Annotated in this window: 20 protein-coding genes and 1 tRNA gene; 4 read left to right on the top strand and 17 right to left on the bottom strand. The window is 63.7% G+C overall.

All coding sequences use genetic code 11. The features are described 5' to 3' along the window. Window positions 1-39: 39 nt before the first annotated feature. On the bottom strand, window positions 40-987 hold the full coding sequence (locus tag FB475_RS19270; RefSeq protein ID WP_185759307.1) for an ArsR/SmtB family transcription factor: 948 nt from the start codon (window positions 985-987) through the stop codon (window positions 40-42). Window positions 988-1,087: 100 nt separating this feature from the next. Between FB475_RS19270 and FB475_RS19275 the strand changes: the two genes are divergently transcribed. Both FB475_RS19275 and FB475_RS19280 read left to right on the top strand, forming a co-directional pair. Beyond that, window positions 1,088-1,507, top strand: coding sequence for a pyridoxamine 5'-phosphate oxidase family protein (locus FB475_RS19275; protein WP_141857608.1), 420 nt, complete (start codon window positions 1,088-1,090; stop codon window positions 1,505-1,507). 30 nt (window positions 1,508-1,537) lie between these two features. Continuing rightward, window positions 1,538-2,020, top strand: a complete 483-nt coding sequence (locus FB475_RS19280; protein WP_141857609.1) for a YceI family protein — start codon at window positions 1,538-1,540, stop codon at window positions 2,018-2,020. A gap of 62 nt (window positions 2,021-2,082) precedes the next feature. Here the strand turns inward: FB475_RS19280 and FB475_RS37670 are convergent, their stop codons facing one another. Beyond that, window positions 2,083-2,625: a G5 domain-containing protein gene (locus tag FB475_RS37670; protein ID WP_238332229.1), complete on the bottom strand. Its 543-nt coding sequence runs from the start codon at window positions 2,623-2,625 to the stop codon at window positions 2,083-2,085. Between the two features lie 256 nt (window positions 2,626-2,881). Here FB475_RS37670 and FB475_RS19290 point away from each other — a divergent pair. Further along, window positions 2,882-2,957 (top strand) — tRNA-Lys (locus FB475_RS19290). A gap of 42 nt (window positions 2,958-2,999) precedes the next feature. Here the strand turns inward: FB475_RS19290 and FB475_RS19295 are convergent. The 12 genes from FB475_RS19295 to FB475_RS19350 all read right to left on the bottom strand — a co-directional run bounded on the left by FB475_RS19295 (window position 3,000) and on the right by FB475_RS19350 (window position 11,344). Then, window positions 3,000-4,163, bottom strand: a complete 1,164-nt coding sequence (locus tag FB475_RS19295; protein WP_238332230.1) for a tyrosine-type recombinase/integrase — start codon at window positions 4,161-4,163, stop codon at window positions 3,000-3,002. A 56-nt stretch (window positions 4,164-4,219) separates the two neighbouring features. Beyond that, window positions 4,220-4,411: a helix-turn-helix transcriptional regulator gene (locus FB475_RS19300; RefSeq protein ID WP_238159973.1), complete on the bottom strand. Its 192-nt coding sequence runs from the start codon at window positions 4,409-4,411 to the stop codon at window positions 4,220-4,222. 32 nt (window positions 4,412-4,443) lie between these two features. Then, window positions 4,444-6,048: a replication initiator gene (locus FB475_RS19305; RefSeq protein ID WP_141857612.1), complete on the bottom strand. Its 1,605-nt coding sequence runs from the start codon at window positions 6,046-6,048 to the stop codon at window positions 4,444-4,446. A gap of 127 nt (window positions 6,049-6,175) precedes the next feature. Then, complete coding sequence (locus tag FB475_RS19310; protein WP_141857613.1) at window positions 6,176-6,448, bottom strand: hypothetical protein; 273 nt, start codon at window positions 6,446-6,448, stop codon at window positions 6,176-6,178. A 160-nt stretch (window positions 6,449-6,608) separates the two neighbouring features. Beyond that, window positions 6,609-7,625, bottom strand: a complete 1,017-nt coding sequence (locus FB475_RS19315) for a hypothetical protein (protein WP_141857614.1) — start codon at window positions 7,623-7,625, stop codon at window positions 6,609-6,611. Between the two features lie 370 nt (window positions 7,626-7,995). Beyond that, entirely contained in the window at window positions 7,996-8,220 is a 225-nt protein-coding gene (locus FB475_RS19320) for a hypothetical protein (protein ID WP_141857615.1), read from the bottom strand. Next, complete coding sequence (locus FB475_RS19325) at window positions 8,217-8,537, bottom strand: hypothetical protein (RefSeq protein ID WP_141857616.1); 321 nt, start codon at window positions 8,535-8,537, stop codon at window positions 8,217-8,219. The genes FB475_RS19320 and FB475_RS19325 overlap by 4 nt, the downstream gene beginning before the upstream one ends. Next, window positions 8,534-8,788, bottom strand: a complete 255-nt coding sequence (locus FB475_RS19330) for a hypothetical protein (protein WP_141857617.1) — start codon at window positions 8,786-8,788, stop codon at window positions 8,534-8,536. The genes FB475_RS19325 and FB475_RS19330 overlap by 4 nt, the downstream gene beginning before the upstream one ends. Before the next feature lie 5 nt (window positions 8,789-8,793). Continuing rightward, on the bottom strand, window positions 8,794-9,645 hold the full coding sequence (locus FB475_RS19335; RefSeq protein WP_141857618.1) for an FtsK/SpoIIIE domain-containing protein: 852 nt from the start codon (window positions 9,643-9,645) through the stop codon (window positions 8,794-8,796). After that, window positions 9,638-10,492: a hypothetical protein gene (locus FB475_RS19340; protein ID WP_141857619.1), complete on the bottom strand. Its 855-nt coding sequence runs from the start codon at window positions 10,490-10,492 to the stop codon at window positions 9,638-9,640. The genes FB475_RS19335 and FB475_RS19340 overlap by 8 nt, the downstream gene beginning before the upstream one ends. A 127-nt stretch (window positions 10,493-10,619) precedes the next feature. Further along, window positions 10,620-10,979 (bottom strand): hypothetical protein, encoded by a 360-nt coding sequence (locus tag FB475_RS19345; RefSeq protein ID WP_141857620.1) that lies wholly within the window; start codon window positions 10,977-10,979, stop codon window positions 10,620-10,622. A 47-nt stretch (window positions 10,980-11,026) separates the two neighbouring features. Next, the gene (locus FB475_RS19350; RefSeq protein ID WP_141857621.1) at window positions 11,027-11,344 is read right to left on the bottom strand and encodes a hypothetical protein; all 318 of its coding nucleotides are present in this window, start codon (window positions 11,342-11,344) and stop codon (window positions 11,027-11,029) included. A 246-nt stretch (window positions 11,345-11,590) separates the two neighbouring features. On the opposite strand from FB475_RS19350, the gene FB475_RS19355 reads away from it, so the two are divergent. Beyond that, the gene (locus tag FB475_RS19355) at window positions 11,591-12,118 is read left to right on the top strand and encodes a hypothetical protein (RefSeq protein ID WP_141857622.1); all 528 of its coding nucleotides are present in this window, start codon (window positions 11,591-11,593) and stop codon (window positions 12,116-12,118) included. Window positions 12,119-12,141: 23 nt separating this feature from the next. Here FB475_RS19355 and FB475_RS19360 read toward each other — a convergent pair whose 3' ends face one another. From FB475_RS19360 to FB475_RS19370, 3 genes are all read right to left on the bottom strand, one after another. After that, the gene (locus FB475_RS19360; RefSeq protein ID WP_141857623.1) at window positions 12,142-12,885 is read right to left on the bottom strand and encodes a GntR family transcriptional regulator; all 744 of its coding nucleotides are present in this window, start codon (window positions 12,883-12,885) and stop codon (window positions 12,142-12,144) included. 69 nt (window positions 12,886-12,954) lie between these two features. Continuing rightward, entirely contained in the window at window positions 12,955-13,146 is a 192-nt protein-coding gene (locus FB475_RS19365) for a hypothetical protein (RefSeq protein WP_141857624.1), read from the bottom strand. A 2-nt stretch (window positions 13,147-13,148) separates the two neighbouring features. Next, on the bottom strand, window positions 13,149-13,991 hold the full coding sequence (locus FB475_RS19370; protein WP_141857625.1) for a phosphoribosylaminoimidazolesuccinocarboxamide synthase: 843 nt from the start codon (window positions 13,989-13,991) through the stop codon (window positions 13,149-13,151). Window positions 13,992-14,043: the final 52 nt, after the last annotated feature.

Below are 14,043 nucleotides of genomic sequence, written 5' to 3' on the forward strand. Positions count from 1 at the left end.
AAATCGCTTTCGCAAGCGTGCCGTTAGGTTACAGCGGTGTCAACGGCTCAGGTCGGTCCCGGTCAGCAGCGCGGCGAGTTCGGTCGGGCGGTAGAGGACCTGCTTGCCGATGCGCTGCGGTTCCACGAGGCCGGTACGGCGCAGCAGTTGGAGGTGTTGGCTGACGGCGGACGGGGTCACCTGGAGCTCGCCGGCCAGGTCAGTCGTGGTGCGGGGGTGGGTCAGTAGATCGAGGATGCGGGCTCTCGGCGTACCGATCAGTTGAGCGAGGTCCTGGTGGGACGGGGGCTCGGCTACCGACCACAGGTTCGCCTGGCCGCGCGGCGGGTAGCCGAGCAGCGGGTCGGCGCCAGGGTCGAACGGGATGACTGCGTGTGGTCCGAAGAGCGTCGGTTGGAGTACCAGTCCGCGTCCGTTGATCTTTTCGGTACGGCTAATGGCTGCCACACGGTCGACCTTGAGGAGCCCGTCGGCGTACGTGATGGCGGGGCCGAGCCCGTTGAGCATGGCGCCGGTGCCGTACTGCGTGAGGACGTGGCCGCGGTAGCTGATGTCTGCGGAGAGCAGGGTGCGCATGCGACTCCAGTACGGCGCCATCATCGTCTGCCAGTAGTGCTTCAGTGCTTCGACGACAGTTGTTGTGCTGAGGCCTTCCGGGAGCTCGCCGTGTACTGCCGCGAGCTGCTCGTTGAACGTGTCGGGGTCGACGTTGGCGATGATGTCCAACTCGTCGGTGAGCTGCGTGAGCGGCGACGTCGGCCGCGGCGTGAGGAAGTCCGGACTCCCCATGGTGTCGTTGACCAGCCACCGCAGTACGTCCCAGTCGAGCTCTTGGAGTTTTGGCTGTACGGCCCGCACCCACCCGAGCTGTAACGGGAACCGCCCCGGATCGCGTAACGCCCGCAGCGACAACACCATCTCCGCCACCGGCGAAACCGCAAACCGTACGTCAGCCAAATCCTCCGAGTCCAAGACGTACGTCAGCATGCACGAAGTATGGGCCCCGGCTGGTGCCCCAGCGCCTACTGCCGGGCACCTCCTCGCCACCAGCCCGGATCCTGTCGGTGGCGTCTGAGAGGCTGCCGACATGGGCTTTCGAACGATGGACAACGACGAAATGGCCGACTTCCTCGCGCGCCCGCTGGTAGCGGTGTTCGCGATCGATGATCCGGGCTGGTCACCACACGTGACACCGGTCTGGTTCCACCACCTGCCCGACACCAACCGCTTCCAGGTGATGACGCCTGGGCGGTCCAAGAAGACCAGGTTGTTCCGCTCCGGCTCCGGCCAACTCTCCCTCTCAATCCAAACCGCCGACGGCCCAACCGCCTCCTACGTCAACATGCAGGGCACCGCCGAGCTCCTGCCCCTCGACGACAAGCTGCTGCACGCGATGGTCGAGAAGTACCTCCAGCCGGCAGACCGAGCCGCCTACCTAGCCAACCCACCCGAAGACTCAATGTTCAACATCACCCCCCGCCGCATCACCACCGGCGTGATCAGCTGACATTCCACCACCCTGTCCCGTCGTACTCGCATGATCTCCGTCGACGAGTACGTCCTGGACCCAACCCGAACCCGAATCGCCTTCACCGCCACCCACCGCTGGGGCACCCGCGTCCACGGCCACTTCACCACCTTCGAGGGCGGCACCCGCGCGGGCAACCCCTGGCTGACCGTCCAACTAGACAGCCTGGACACCGCCAACCCCCGCCGAGACACCCAACTCCGAAGAGACTTCTTCGACACGAAGTCCCACCCGACGATGACCTTCGAAACAACCTCGATCACACAGGTTTCCACGTCCCGCTACGACGTCACGGGCAACCTCACGATCCGCGGCGACACGCACCCCCTGACGATCCCCTTCACCGTCACCGAAACCCCCGAAACCCTCCAAGCCACCGCCACAACCACGCTCAACCGCCACACCTGGCACACCAACTGGAACACCTTCACCACAGCCCTCGTACGCCCAACCGTGGTGATCGACCTAGCAGTGACCGCGACCCACCGCTAGCAGATCGATCGGCTCTTCGGATGGCGCGAGCCCTGGTCCTGTGAGTTCAACGGAGCGGACCGCTACTCGCAAGCGATGCCGTCGTGGTCGGCGTCGAGCCGGTAGATGTCGGTACCGATCACCCTGATCGGACCTTGGACGTACTCGGGCCCGTTCCCACTGCCTCCCGCGCAGTCCACATCGCTCGCGATCGGTACACAGCCGGAGTAGTTCGGATCGCAGTCGCTCGACTGCGCCGGCTCGTCCACCTTCGTTCCCACGACCACCACCTGCGTCCGCGGCTCCTTCGCCACCTCCTGCCGAACGAGGCGCTTGGCCGTCTGCACGCCGTCCACGTACGTCACCTGGTACGTCAACCGCCGCGTCCCATCGACCCCCGCCGTACGCACCCTCTTCTCACCCGTGGCCAACGAGTCATCCGTCACCGTCCGCTTCTTGAACGGAATCACCCGAAACTCCACGACCTCTTCGGTCGTGGTCATCTTCGCCTTCGGCGTAACCGGCCCCACGCTCCCCACCGACGGCTTGCTACTCACCGGCGGCGCACTGCTGGCCGGCGGCGAGACCACGACCCGCGTACTGACCAACCCCGCCGGCTCACCCACCGTCGACTCTCCCTCGCCCGCCCCACACCCCCCGGCGAGCACCACAACCGCAACCGCCCCCAACGCAACCCGCACCAACACCACGATCCGTCCCCCCCGCCGTCGGTTCCCCCCCGCGGCAGACTCACCCAGACCCGGCATCCCCAGCCGAATTCCGATCTGTACCACCACCCACCCCCACCCGCAACCCCTCACCCCGGCCCCCCACCAAGCAATCCCCACCCAAACCTGACACACTGTTCCCCTCACCAACTGAGGGCCTCTAGCTCAACTGGCAGAGCAGCGGACTTTTAATCCGCGGGTTGTGGGTTCGAGTCCCACGGGGCCTACCAAAACCGCAGGTCAGAGCACACATGACCGCGGCTACCACCCTCTCAGCCCACACTTTTGCCACCCTTTTGCTCGTCAGGTTGCCCTCCGGGACCAGTGCCGAGGACGGCGTTGAGGGCCTCGACGGCACCAGCGTTGCGGATCTTTCGACCGAGGTATCCGTCCTGCGTCATCGAGACTCGGCTGTGCCCGAGCTGGTCTGCGATCTGCCGTGCCGAATGGCCGGCGTCGTCCAGCAGGGTCGCGAGCGTCTTCCGGAAGTTGTGTGACTTGACCCACTCCAGCGATTCGATCTCGGCTCGCACTTTGCGGAGATCCCGGAGCGTGTTGTTCGGGTCGCGGAATCCGCCGATGCTGTTCGGGAACACCGGCCAATCGAGCTTCACGCCTGCTGAGAATCGGCGACGGAGCATATCCTGAGCCCGATCAGGAAGACCGAGTGTCCGCTCTCCAGCCTCAGACTTGGTCACGCCCCGGAGAAGGCCCTGCCCCGTCACCCGACCAATCGTCCAGTCGATATCGACCACGCCAGCCGACAGGTCTACGTCGGCCCAGATGAGCGCCAGAGCTTCGCCGATCCGAACGCCGGTACTGAGCATGAACAGGCTCAAGTCGGGAATGTCCGACTTCACAGCGCGCTCGTTCTCCGAGACGGACTTCAGCCACAACTCGACTTGTTCAACGGTTAGGGATCGTGCGAGCTTCTTCCTACGTGAACTCTCGATCCGCCGAATCTCACGTACGGGGTTGGCATCAAGCGGTCCGCTTCGAACAGCCAAGCCCATCACGCCGGACGTGACGCTCCTGCAGAGCTTGGCGGTCGGGACCCCGGATTTCGCCTTGACCTTGTGGATGAACGTGTCCACGCGAGCGGTGGTCACCTCAGCGAGCCGCAGTTCTCCGAGCGCCGGACGAACATGCTTCTTCAACACGGACTTGTAGCTTTGCACAGTCCGCGGTGATCGAGATCCGTCCTGCACGAGTTCATCGATCTCTTGGACCCACGCGTCGGCGACCTCGTTGAAGCGGTGGTTCGGCGTCCACGTACCAGCCTTGCCCATCTTGGCACGCTCTCGCAGGGCGTTCTGCAGCTTGGATGTTGCAGCACCCTTGGTCCTACCGCGCCTTTCGACACGAACGATCTCACCATTGAAATCCCGAAAGTTGGCAATCGCACGGTGTGCCTTGCGGCCCTTGGAGTCGATCACCTCGTGCGTTCGGATCTGTCCCCAGGTCCCGATGGGGAGCGGCTCTCTAGCCATGACTACGCAGCCCCGTCGAGCGACTTGAGCCAGCCGTACACGACTTCCTGTTGGTAGCGAACGTATCGACCGATGCGAACGCCTTTCGGGCCATACCCAGTCGTACGCCACTTGTACAGGGTCGGCACCGGTACGCCGAGGAACTCGGACAGGTCCTCGATGCTCCACAGCCGATCGTCTCGATGCTTCGGCACAGACACTTCATTCCTCCTTTGACAGTTACGTGTCAGTCGTTGTTCTCGGCAATCAGTTCCTTGACGAGTCGTCGGTGCTCACGAGCTTTGGCCGCGGCAGTGTTGGCGAGCAGCGCGTCACCGGTCGTCTTCCAGCCGGTGCCTGCGTAGGTGAAGTTGCCGACGATGAGTGTGGTTTCTACGTCGTCGGTGTGGTCCTGAGTGCGGTGGTGGTCACGTCGCCAGTTCGCTCGTGCCTCGCGGAGGGCCTTGAGGGTGGTGGAGTACTGGCGGGATTTGGTAGAGAAGTGGCCGCCGAAGCCGAGCATGTGTGCCCACTTCTGGAGTCGGCGGTAGGAGAGGCGTCCGGAGTTCTTCGCGGCTTCGACTTCGTCCAGGTCGGATCCGGGCCGTCCGAGTCGCCAGCAGGCGTCGACCAGTCGGCCGGCATGGCTGTACTGGTTGGCGTACCGGTTGACGGTTGCCGCCGTGAGCCGCGCGGATGAGTGGCCGGTGGCTTCGGCGCCTTTGGTGGCGTATTTGGCGAGGTATCCGGCGACGGCGGTGTCGGTGATTGCGCCGTCGACGGCTTGCCGTACTGCTCGTACGTCGAGTTGGGTTCCCCAGGCGATGAGCCAGCCGTCGGAATTGTCGGGGTGCGGCAGGGACCGGAAGCGGGTGGTCTCGGCGGCACGGCGTACCGCGTCGGCGAGCATGGTGAAGGTCGCGGCGCAGACGGGGGGTTCGAGGACGGACGGGTCGAGTGGGTTGACGCCGTCGAGGCGCATGAGGGCGTGGAAGTGGGCGACGCCGCGTGCTTGCATTTCGGCGACCTTGCCGTAGGAGAGCTTGACGGTCGCGCCGTGCTTCTTGGCTTCGGTGCGGAGGATGTCTTTGGCGCGTTCCATGGTGCGTCGCCAGAGTTCGCCGGACAGGGCGTTCCAGACGACTTGGTGGTCGTGGTCGTAGCAGTCCAGGCACAGCGGTGTGCCGAGGATCTTTTCGCCGTCGCGGTGGGTCTGGTGGCAGCGCAGGTCCACGCCGTGTGGGCAGTGCTCGGGTTCGCGGCGGGGTCGGCAGGGCCGGTTCCTGATGGTCCAGTTCTGGCCGTCGCGGGTGCGGATGGAGCGGGTGCCGTGGACGGGTCCGAAGGTGGGGGCGGTGAAGGTGACGAACGCGGACGGGTGCTGGGCGACGGTGGCGGGGATGCCTTTGCCGCCTTGCAGGCCTGCTAGGACGAGTTGGTAGGTGTCGCCTCGGTAGGTCTCGGCGCAGGAGGGGCAGACGGCGGCACGGCGGTTCCCGCAGGCTTTGTAGATGACCTGTCCGGGCATGTCGTCGGTGTGGCGGGTGGAGATGATGCGGCCGGTGCGTTCGGACACGACGTGGGACTCGCCGCGTAGCCGGATGGGGGCGACGCAGCCGCCTGCGGAGGTGGTGTGTTCGAGCCAGGCGTCGTAGTCCACGGTTCGTGCGGCGCGTTGGAGGGCGTGTTCGACGGCGTTGGTCGGGGTGTTGCTGTCGCCGGCACCGGGAACAAACTTCCGGCCCGACTTCGGCTCGTGTACAGCCAGGATCTCGACACCCCCAAGGAGCCCGTTGAGCACGTCGATAGCCCTGTCGGTGCTGTCGTTGCTGGTGTCCTGCGTCGATGTCATCTCGGGGCCTCCTCTCGAGGTATGGGCGGTGAACCGGAACTCTTGTTGTCCGGCCAGCTGATCTGCGGAGTGCTGGACGGGGTTGGAACGGGAAGATCTGCGGTTCGCCAGTGTTGACGGTTACGTGTCAGGCCGCGGTGGGTCCGGTGTTCGTGGTGCGGCTGGGCTGGAGGGTGGGTGCGCCGTAGAGTTGGTATCCGCAGCCGGGGCAGTAGCGGGCCTCTATGCGTCCGTCGATGGCGATGACGGTGTAGTCGTCGCCGGGTTCGAGGACGGTGGGGCACCAGTCATGTCCGTCGAGGTGGTCGTTGGCGACCCAGTCGCACAGGAAGGTGCTGTCGGCAACGGCGTGGTAGACGGTGATCTCTGCGTAGGCGTTGACGTACGCGGTGGTGGCCATCGTTGGTGCCCATTCTGTGTGCAGCGTTGGTGGTCGTTGTCGTTGTCGTTGTCCGTGGCGGTTGGTGGTGATTCGGTGTTCGCCCTCGTCTCCGGGACCCCGTGGATTCCGGAGGCGAGAGCCAGCAACGAGCCCAGGTGGTGCCGTGTACTGCGTGGTGTTACTCGTCGGGTTCGAAGGTGGATTCGCAGACACCGCAGGTGATGTCTCCTTCTTCGAGGACTGCTTTGGCGACGCGGATACGGCGTGGGCATTGGCATGCGCACGCGATGGCGTTGTTGTTGTTCTTCTTGGCCTGTCCACCAGTCATCTCGGGGTGGCGGTAGGCGATGAGCGCCTTCTTCAGATCGGTCAGGACGCTCTTGTAGGTGGCCGCTGTCTCGGCGCGGAGCGTGCAGGGTGACCAGCCGATGCGATCGTCCTTCTTCGTATCGAGGCCGAGTTCGGAGGCCAGCGCGGCGAACTTCTGGTTGTGCCAGCGGCCTTGGCGGCTGGTGTCTTTGATCTCGCGAACGTTCGCGAGCGCGTGTGCGGCTTCGTGGAGGAGGGTGGTGAAGACCTCTTCGACGGGTCGTTTGAGTCCTTCGCCGGACACGAGGACTTCGGCGAGGGCTTGTTCGCCGTGTTGCCAGCGGGCGGCTGCGAAGTGGCCGTATTTGGCTTGTTTGCTGGCGGTTCCGGAGCCGACGATGATCACGACGGCGGGGATCTCCTTGTGGTTGGTGCGGATTGCGGTCCAGGCTGCTTCGAGTGCGGAGACCAGTTCCGCGGTCGTATATTCGTGTTGACGTTTACGTGTCAGTCGCGCTTTCGGTGACCCGGTGCGAGTCGTCTTCGAGCCGGTAGGCGAGGTGGCCTTCTTGGCTCGTTTGATGGTGACCGAGACGGCCGGGTGGCTGCCGCCAGTGCTTAGTTCCTTGAGTTTGTTGCGTACGGCAATCAGCGAGGTGTAGCCGTGAGCCCGGCCACCTTCGGCCGCCCGGACAGCGTCCATATGGGCTTGGACCGCCTTGTGCGCGGCAGTGGGTGTGCCGTTGTAGACGGCGGTGGTCTTGGTGACCGTCCAGCCGGTGATGTTGGCCAGTGCGTCCGTGTTGTGGTTGGTCAGTCCGGCAAGCTTGGTGGTGGTCGCGGGCTTCGCCGCAGCCACCGGAGCCGGGGCCGGGGTGGCCGGCATATCGATGAGGTCGAGTTGTCCTGGGACCTGGACCACGGGTGCGAGGTGGGTGGTTACCATTGCTCTCCTCTTTCGTGTGCTTGGTTTCTTGCGCAGATCAGGTGACAGGGGCGGCCGGTGTAGGGGTCGCGCATGAAGGCGTTGTGTCCGCAGATGTCACAAGGCCACGGGTCGCCGACTGTCGTGTGTGCCCAGTCCTCTGCTCGCTCGGAGCGGTGCGTCTTCTTCGATGGGGTCTTCTTCTTGACCGGTTCTGCTGCTGGTGCGGTTGCTGCTGGGGTGATGTCTGTGGTTTCGACTGGCATGGCCTGTTGGCCTTGACAGTTACGTATCACGCGGCGCCGGTTTGCCCGGTTGGTTGCCGCGCGCATCATTTGCTCCAGACCGACAGCGTGTTGTTGACGGTCAGTGCGAGCTCGTAGATGTCGTTCGAGACCACGGCGGCGTAGTAGTCGTAGTCGGAATCGGCGGGTGCGGTCTCTCGTACCGATTCCGCGTGGTTTCGCAGGTCGTCTCGCAGTTGCTGGAGCGCTTGGACGATGACGAGGCGGTGGCTGTCCACGAGTGCTTCAAGAGACTTGATGTTCTTGTTCATGGCTGGTCCTGCGTCCAGTCGTCGGGGACGTAGACCTGGTCTTGGGTCCAGGTGTCGGTTTTGGTGGCGTGGTCTACGAGGTGTTCTTCGAGCAGTTGGCGTGCTTCGTAGAGCGCGTCGATGAGTTGGCTGAGTGCGGTGACGGAGCCGGTGATGAGTTCGAGTTCGATCGGGGTGTTTCCCAGATCGATGGCGACCAGTGGGGTTTCGCCGTTGCAGGCGAGGTTGATGCCGGCCACGGTGTTGTCGGTGAACTCGTAGCCGATGAACATGCGGTCGTCGCGTTCGCCGCCGTTGGCGTCGTAGTAGGTGGTCATGACCCCGACCCTTCGTCCTGGTGGCGGATGAACAGTTGGTGCCAGGTGCCGTGGTTGGACATGGCCTGGCGCAGGTTGCTGCGGCATTCGAGGCAGCCGCTGGGGGCCGTTTGGCTGTAGACGATGTAGCCGCAGTCGTGGACGTAGGCGTACTTGTTGGTGGTGAAGTCGAGTAGTGCCGCGTAGCCGGTGTCGAAGTCGGGCTCGACTCCGAGCAGGAACAGCGGGTTTGTTGTGGGTGTGGTGGTCATAGCGGTTAGGCCGCCTTTCGGAGGTGTACTGCGCGGCGGACGATCTGGTTGACGTGGTGGTCTTCGAGGTGCGCCGTTTTGAGTCGGCGCGGGAATCCGCCTTCGGCGCGGAGGAGTCCGACGCCGAGGGCTTCGGGTTCGATGTCCACGGCGGTGTGGCCTTGGGAGGCCCAGCCGGTGCCGAGGATGATGTCGCTGCTGGAGTCGGTGGCGCAGCGGAACGCGAGCCGGTAGCCGAACAGGTCCCTCAGTGAGGTCGGGACGATGTCCGCGGACGGGCGCTGGGTGGATGCGACGGTGATGATGCCCGCGGCGCGGCCTCGGGCGACGATGTCGCGCACCAGGGTCCGGAACTCTTCTTGCTGTTCCTTGGTGCCGACGGTGACGGTGAAGTACGCCAGCTCGTCAATGCACAGAAGCTTGGCGCGGAAGCCGTCGCCGGGAACGATCTTCTTGCGGCCCGTGCGGGCCAGGTGCAGGTAGCGCTCATCCAGATCTTTCTGGAGTTCGAGCAGGACGCGAAGTGCCTTGGTCATGTCGTTGCCGACGAACTGGCTCGCGACCGGTGCGTACGGCAACAGTTCAACGATCTTGCCGTCGATCAGGATGAGATCTACGTCGATGCACAATGCGGCGTGGGCGACGATGTTGCCTTGGGCTACGGACTTGCCCGCGCCGGGTTCACCACCGATGAGGATGTTGCGGTACATCAGGCCGACACGGACTGACCTGCCGCGTGCGTCGAGACCCAGGTAGATCGGGTCGTAGATCGAGAGCGCACCCTTGGGTGCGGGGGTGCCCCCCGGCGCGAGCCGGGGGAACACCGATTTCTTCGGATTCAGGTTGAAGCTAGACATAGTCGGACACGTCTTCTCCGTTGGCGCCCAAGATCACCGTCTGGCTGTCGCTAACGGCAGCGGTGGTCTTGGTCTTGGAAGTTCGAGTGCGGGTCTCACCGGTCGTGTTGGCACTGCCGGTTTTGGCCGGCGGCTGCGCGGTGGACTCGTCGGGGGCGCTGCCCGTGGTGTCTGGCCCGAGAAAGGCCATGACAGCGTCATCGGCGACTGCCGCTTCGGGCATGTCGCTGGTGTCGTTGAGCAGTGGTGAGGTGATGTGCGTCTTCGACAGCGGGTCGCGGCGGTTGATCTCAATGCGCACGACAGCGGCATTGCGCTTAGATCGGGCGATGACTGCTGAGCGTGCCCAGCAGGCCGACGCGATGGTTTCGGCCTTGTTGTCGAGGTCTTCCATCGACAGGCCGGGACGCATCCACAGCCAGACGATCTGGCCGGTCTTGGTGGAGAAGCAGGCCACGATGAACGGCAGGTTCCCTGAGTAGTTCAGGGTCCGCATCTCAACCAGGCAGGCACGGAGCCGGTGCCGGGTGATGACACACCAGAACCGATTCAGGACGAACCGGCGTGCCGGGTTGTCGGTGACGATCCATCCGCAGAGGACGATGATCAGCAAGGCGTTGAGCCACAGCGGGTTCGACCGGAAGTAGCCGGTGATCGCCGTTCCGTGGGCGATGGTGATGTAGGCGATGCTGGCCAGGACGAACAACTCCCAGCGCCAGCGCCAGACCGCGAGCAGAACCTTGACCGGCGTCGACTGTGACGGCCGGATGATCGTTTCGATGGTTCCGGTGGCGGTACTTCCGCGTCCTGCTCGACGTGTCGAGCGTGTGCGGGTAGATTTGGGCATGACAAGACCTCCCGATCAGGGGGTTGAGTCAGGAAAGACACCAAGCCGGGACAGGTTTCCTAGGCCGAAGGCCCGACTTGGCGTCTCGTTTCCAGGGAGCGGCCCTTTCGAGGGCCGTTCTTGGTTTCTAGCGGTTGTTGATCGGTGTTGACACGTATGCGTCAATCGCGGTGACTTCACCCGATTCCGTGGGTGAGGCCGACTTCCAGACCGCGTACGCGTAGTCGCGTGCGGCGTACAGATCGAGGCGACGATCGCAGGCCTCGCGGTACAGGTCGAGCAGTTGCCAGAACGCCTCCGAGGCGTAGACAGCAGTTGCATCGTTGCTGATCGCAACGACAGGTTCAGCCCGGTTCAGGCTGCTAGCGATGCTCTGGTCCAAGAAGACCAACACCAGTTCGATTTCCACGATTTCGTTGCACTTGGCCACGTACTCGGACCGTGCTTGATTCGCTGTGACGGTTCGGTTGTCCATCGGTTGCGACATGACTACCCCTAGCTGAGCAGTGCACGAATCACGGGATGAGTGGAGAACTACTTCGCAGAACCCGACGCGGCGTTGAGGGTCTTGGCCTTGTACGCGACACCGTTCCGCCCGTTGGTGGCCCACGGCATGGCCTCCAGCTCGACCGGCACGACGACGGAGCCAACGTTGACCTTCGGCATGGCATTGCCCGCCAGAGTCACGTTGATCACCTCGCCGCCCGTCTCGTCGAGCGCCATCACCTGAACCGACCAGAGCAGCTCGTTGGTGTTCCGGTCAGCCTTCTGCCGGCCGTTCTGGTCCTTCTTCTCCTCCACAGCCTTGGTGACCGTGAACGTCTTGCCCGTGGTGTCGATGTTCAGCTTCATGAGGAATCGCCCTTTCTAGGCGTCCGACCCGCTCCCGTTGAGCGAGTGTTCTAGTTCAGATACTAGAACACCTATGCCGAGTCTTCAAGCACTAAGCGCGACCAATTTCTCACTCAGGGTTGACACGTAAGCGTCAATCGCTAGACAAGGCGCCCTGCGGCATTCCCTCGAACACCATCGCCAAGTCGCCAAGGACTCGCGGCGCGTCCGACGCTCGATCTGGTTAGGCCGGACTAAAGTGCCCGCGTGAGTCTCGGGGTCGACGTGATCAAAGAAGCCGGACCGTACGTTGTCGGTCTGGCGGGTCTCGCCTTTGGCTTCGCCAACGCCAGGCTTCCAGGGCGGGAAGCTAGGCACCATGCAAGAGTCGAAGGCCTCTACCCGGAGATGCTTGATGCACTCGACCAGCTTGTCCGCCACACGGTGACGTTCCTGGCGCCGGGCGGTCCGGTACGACTCGATCCAGACATGCAGGTTCCGAACCCGAAGCTCGTTGATGCCATTTCGGCGCGGGTGGAGATCTTCGCAAGCCGCCCTGTCAGGGAGGCGTGGAACGCGGCAATCCAGCCAGTTCTCGAAGTGCGCCTAAGGAAGAACTCCCCGGAGGAGCTGCTCACGGAACTCGATGGCCCAGACGTCAGACCAACGCAGGTGGAGGCCCGACTCTGGGAGACCTACGAGGCGGCTCGCATCAAGCTGGTCGAGGAGATTCGGCGTGGCCTAGCCGTGCCGGGACGCCGCCGGCTGATGCCGAGGCGCAAGACCCAGCCGTGAGTCTGTCGATCGAAGACGACGGACTAATCTCCGAGTCGACCGCGGTAGGTCACACGGCCGTAGGTGATGCTCTCGCCGTACTCCAGCACGTCGCCTGTGTCGTCGTAGATCCAGTTGCGCCCGACCATGATTAAAGCGCCCTCATCCAGGCCGAGACTCTCTGCCTGGTCGGCCGTAGCGCTCGCTGGTTCGAACTGGTCTTGCCAGGCGTCGACGTTGCGCTTCAGGGTGTTCGCGACGTACATGAATGTGCCCTCGCGGATGCGCTCCGAGGTCAACAGGAGTGGCGCACGCTTCGCCAGATCGCCGCGAAAGTACGACGTTGATGCGGAGATTGGCTTCCCATCAGCCCTGAATGTCCTACGTACACGGCGAATCACCGGACTGCCGACCTTGATCCCGAGAGCATCAGCGATCTGCTCCGTGGCCTCTCCCAGACCCGCCTCAGTGATCTTCGCGTACTGGCCTGTCGGGTACACCTTGCCGGTGCGTCGAGCCTTGCCGACGCGATCGTTGGCCGCTCTGCCTCGCTCCTCTTCGGTGGTGACGAGGCTTCCGACGCCACGCTCTGGCTTGATGTATCCCTCAGCGCGCAGAGCCGAGAGCGCCTTCTGGGCAGTCGCGATAGCCACGCCGTAATCGCGCATCAGCGAGCGGACCGACGGCACCAAGTCGCCGGCCTGTAGATCACCGTTCGCGATCCTGGTTCGGATCTCGTTCGCGATCTGCTGATACGGGGGAGCGGGGCGCTCCAGCTTCGGGGGCATGACTGACCTCAACGTCTCCAATCGGTGTTCTAGAACACCACCATCATAGGTGTTGGAGTGCGCGAGGGTCTAGTAATCGTCCCGCGCGTTGACCCGGTCGATGCCGCCATAGCCTGTGGCCGCCACAGAGCGGGCAATCTCAACGTCATGAGGATCTGGTTCGATCCCCTGCTCTCTGGCCGCGAGCAGGCGCTTGTGCACCTTCTGTAGCTCCAAGACGTCAGCCAGCCGTGCTTCTGCGATCTCGTCCCACGTTGCCATCGTCAATCCCACTTCAGACCGGTGATGCGTTCGTACATAGCAACGTAGCGAGCCCGCGTCTCGTCAACGACCTCTTGGGGGATCTCGGGGCCTGGGGGAGTCTTGTCCCAGGTGCCCAGATCGCGAGCCCAGTCGCGTACGAACTGCTTGTCGTATGAGATCTGGCGCTGTCCAGGCTTCCAGTCCTCGTCACGCCAGTACCTCGAGGAATCCGAGGTCAGAACCTCGTCGGCTAGGACCAGCGTTCCATCCTTTGCGAGACCGAACTCAAACTTGGTGTCGGCGAGGTGCACCCCCCGGCCGTCTGTGATCGCCGTAGCGCGCTTGAAGAGCTCTAGCGTCTTCTCCTTCAGAGCTTCCGCGAGCTCCGCACCAACGGCCGCCGAGACCTCATCGAAGGTCATCGGCTCGTCGTGCCCGTCCTCAGGAGCCGTCTTGGTCGTCGGTGTGAACACCGGCTCCGGGAGCTTGTCACCTTCAAGCAGCCCAGGCTTGATCTCGACGCCCGAGATCTTCCCGGTCTCCCGGTACGCATCCCATCCCAGGCCAGCCAAGTAGCCGCGGGCGATGCACTCAACCTGCACGATGTCGACCTGCTGGCACCGCACTGCGCGGCCCTCGAATTCGGCCGGCACATCGGTCGCTGAGATGACGTGGTTCGGCATCACGTCCGCGAGTTGCTCGAACCACCACAACGACAGGCTCGTCAGCAACTTCCCCTTGTCGGGGATAGGTGTCGGCAACACGACGTCATAGACCGACACCCGATCAGTGGCAACCAGGATCACCTCTCCCGGGCGATCGCTGTACACGTCTCGAACCTTGCCCCTATGCAGTAGCTCCACGCCACTGTTCTAGCACACCTCTCGATGGCGCATCCAGGCCGGTCCAGCTCGG

This window comes from Kribbella jejuensis (assembly GCF_006715085.1).
Classification (GTDB): domain Bacteria; phylum Actinomycetota; class Actinomycetes; order Propionibacteriales; family Kribbellaceae; genus Kribbella; species Kribbella jejuensis.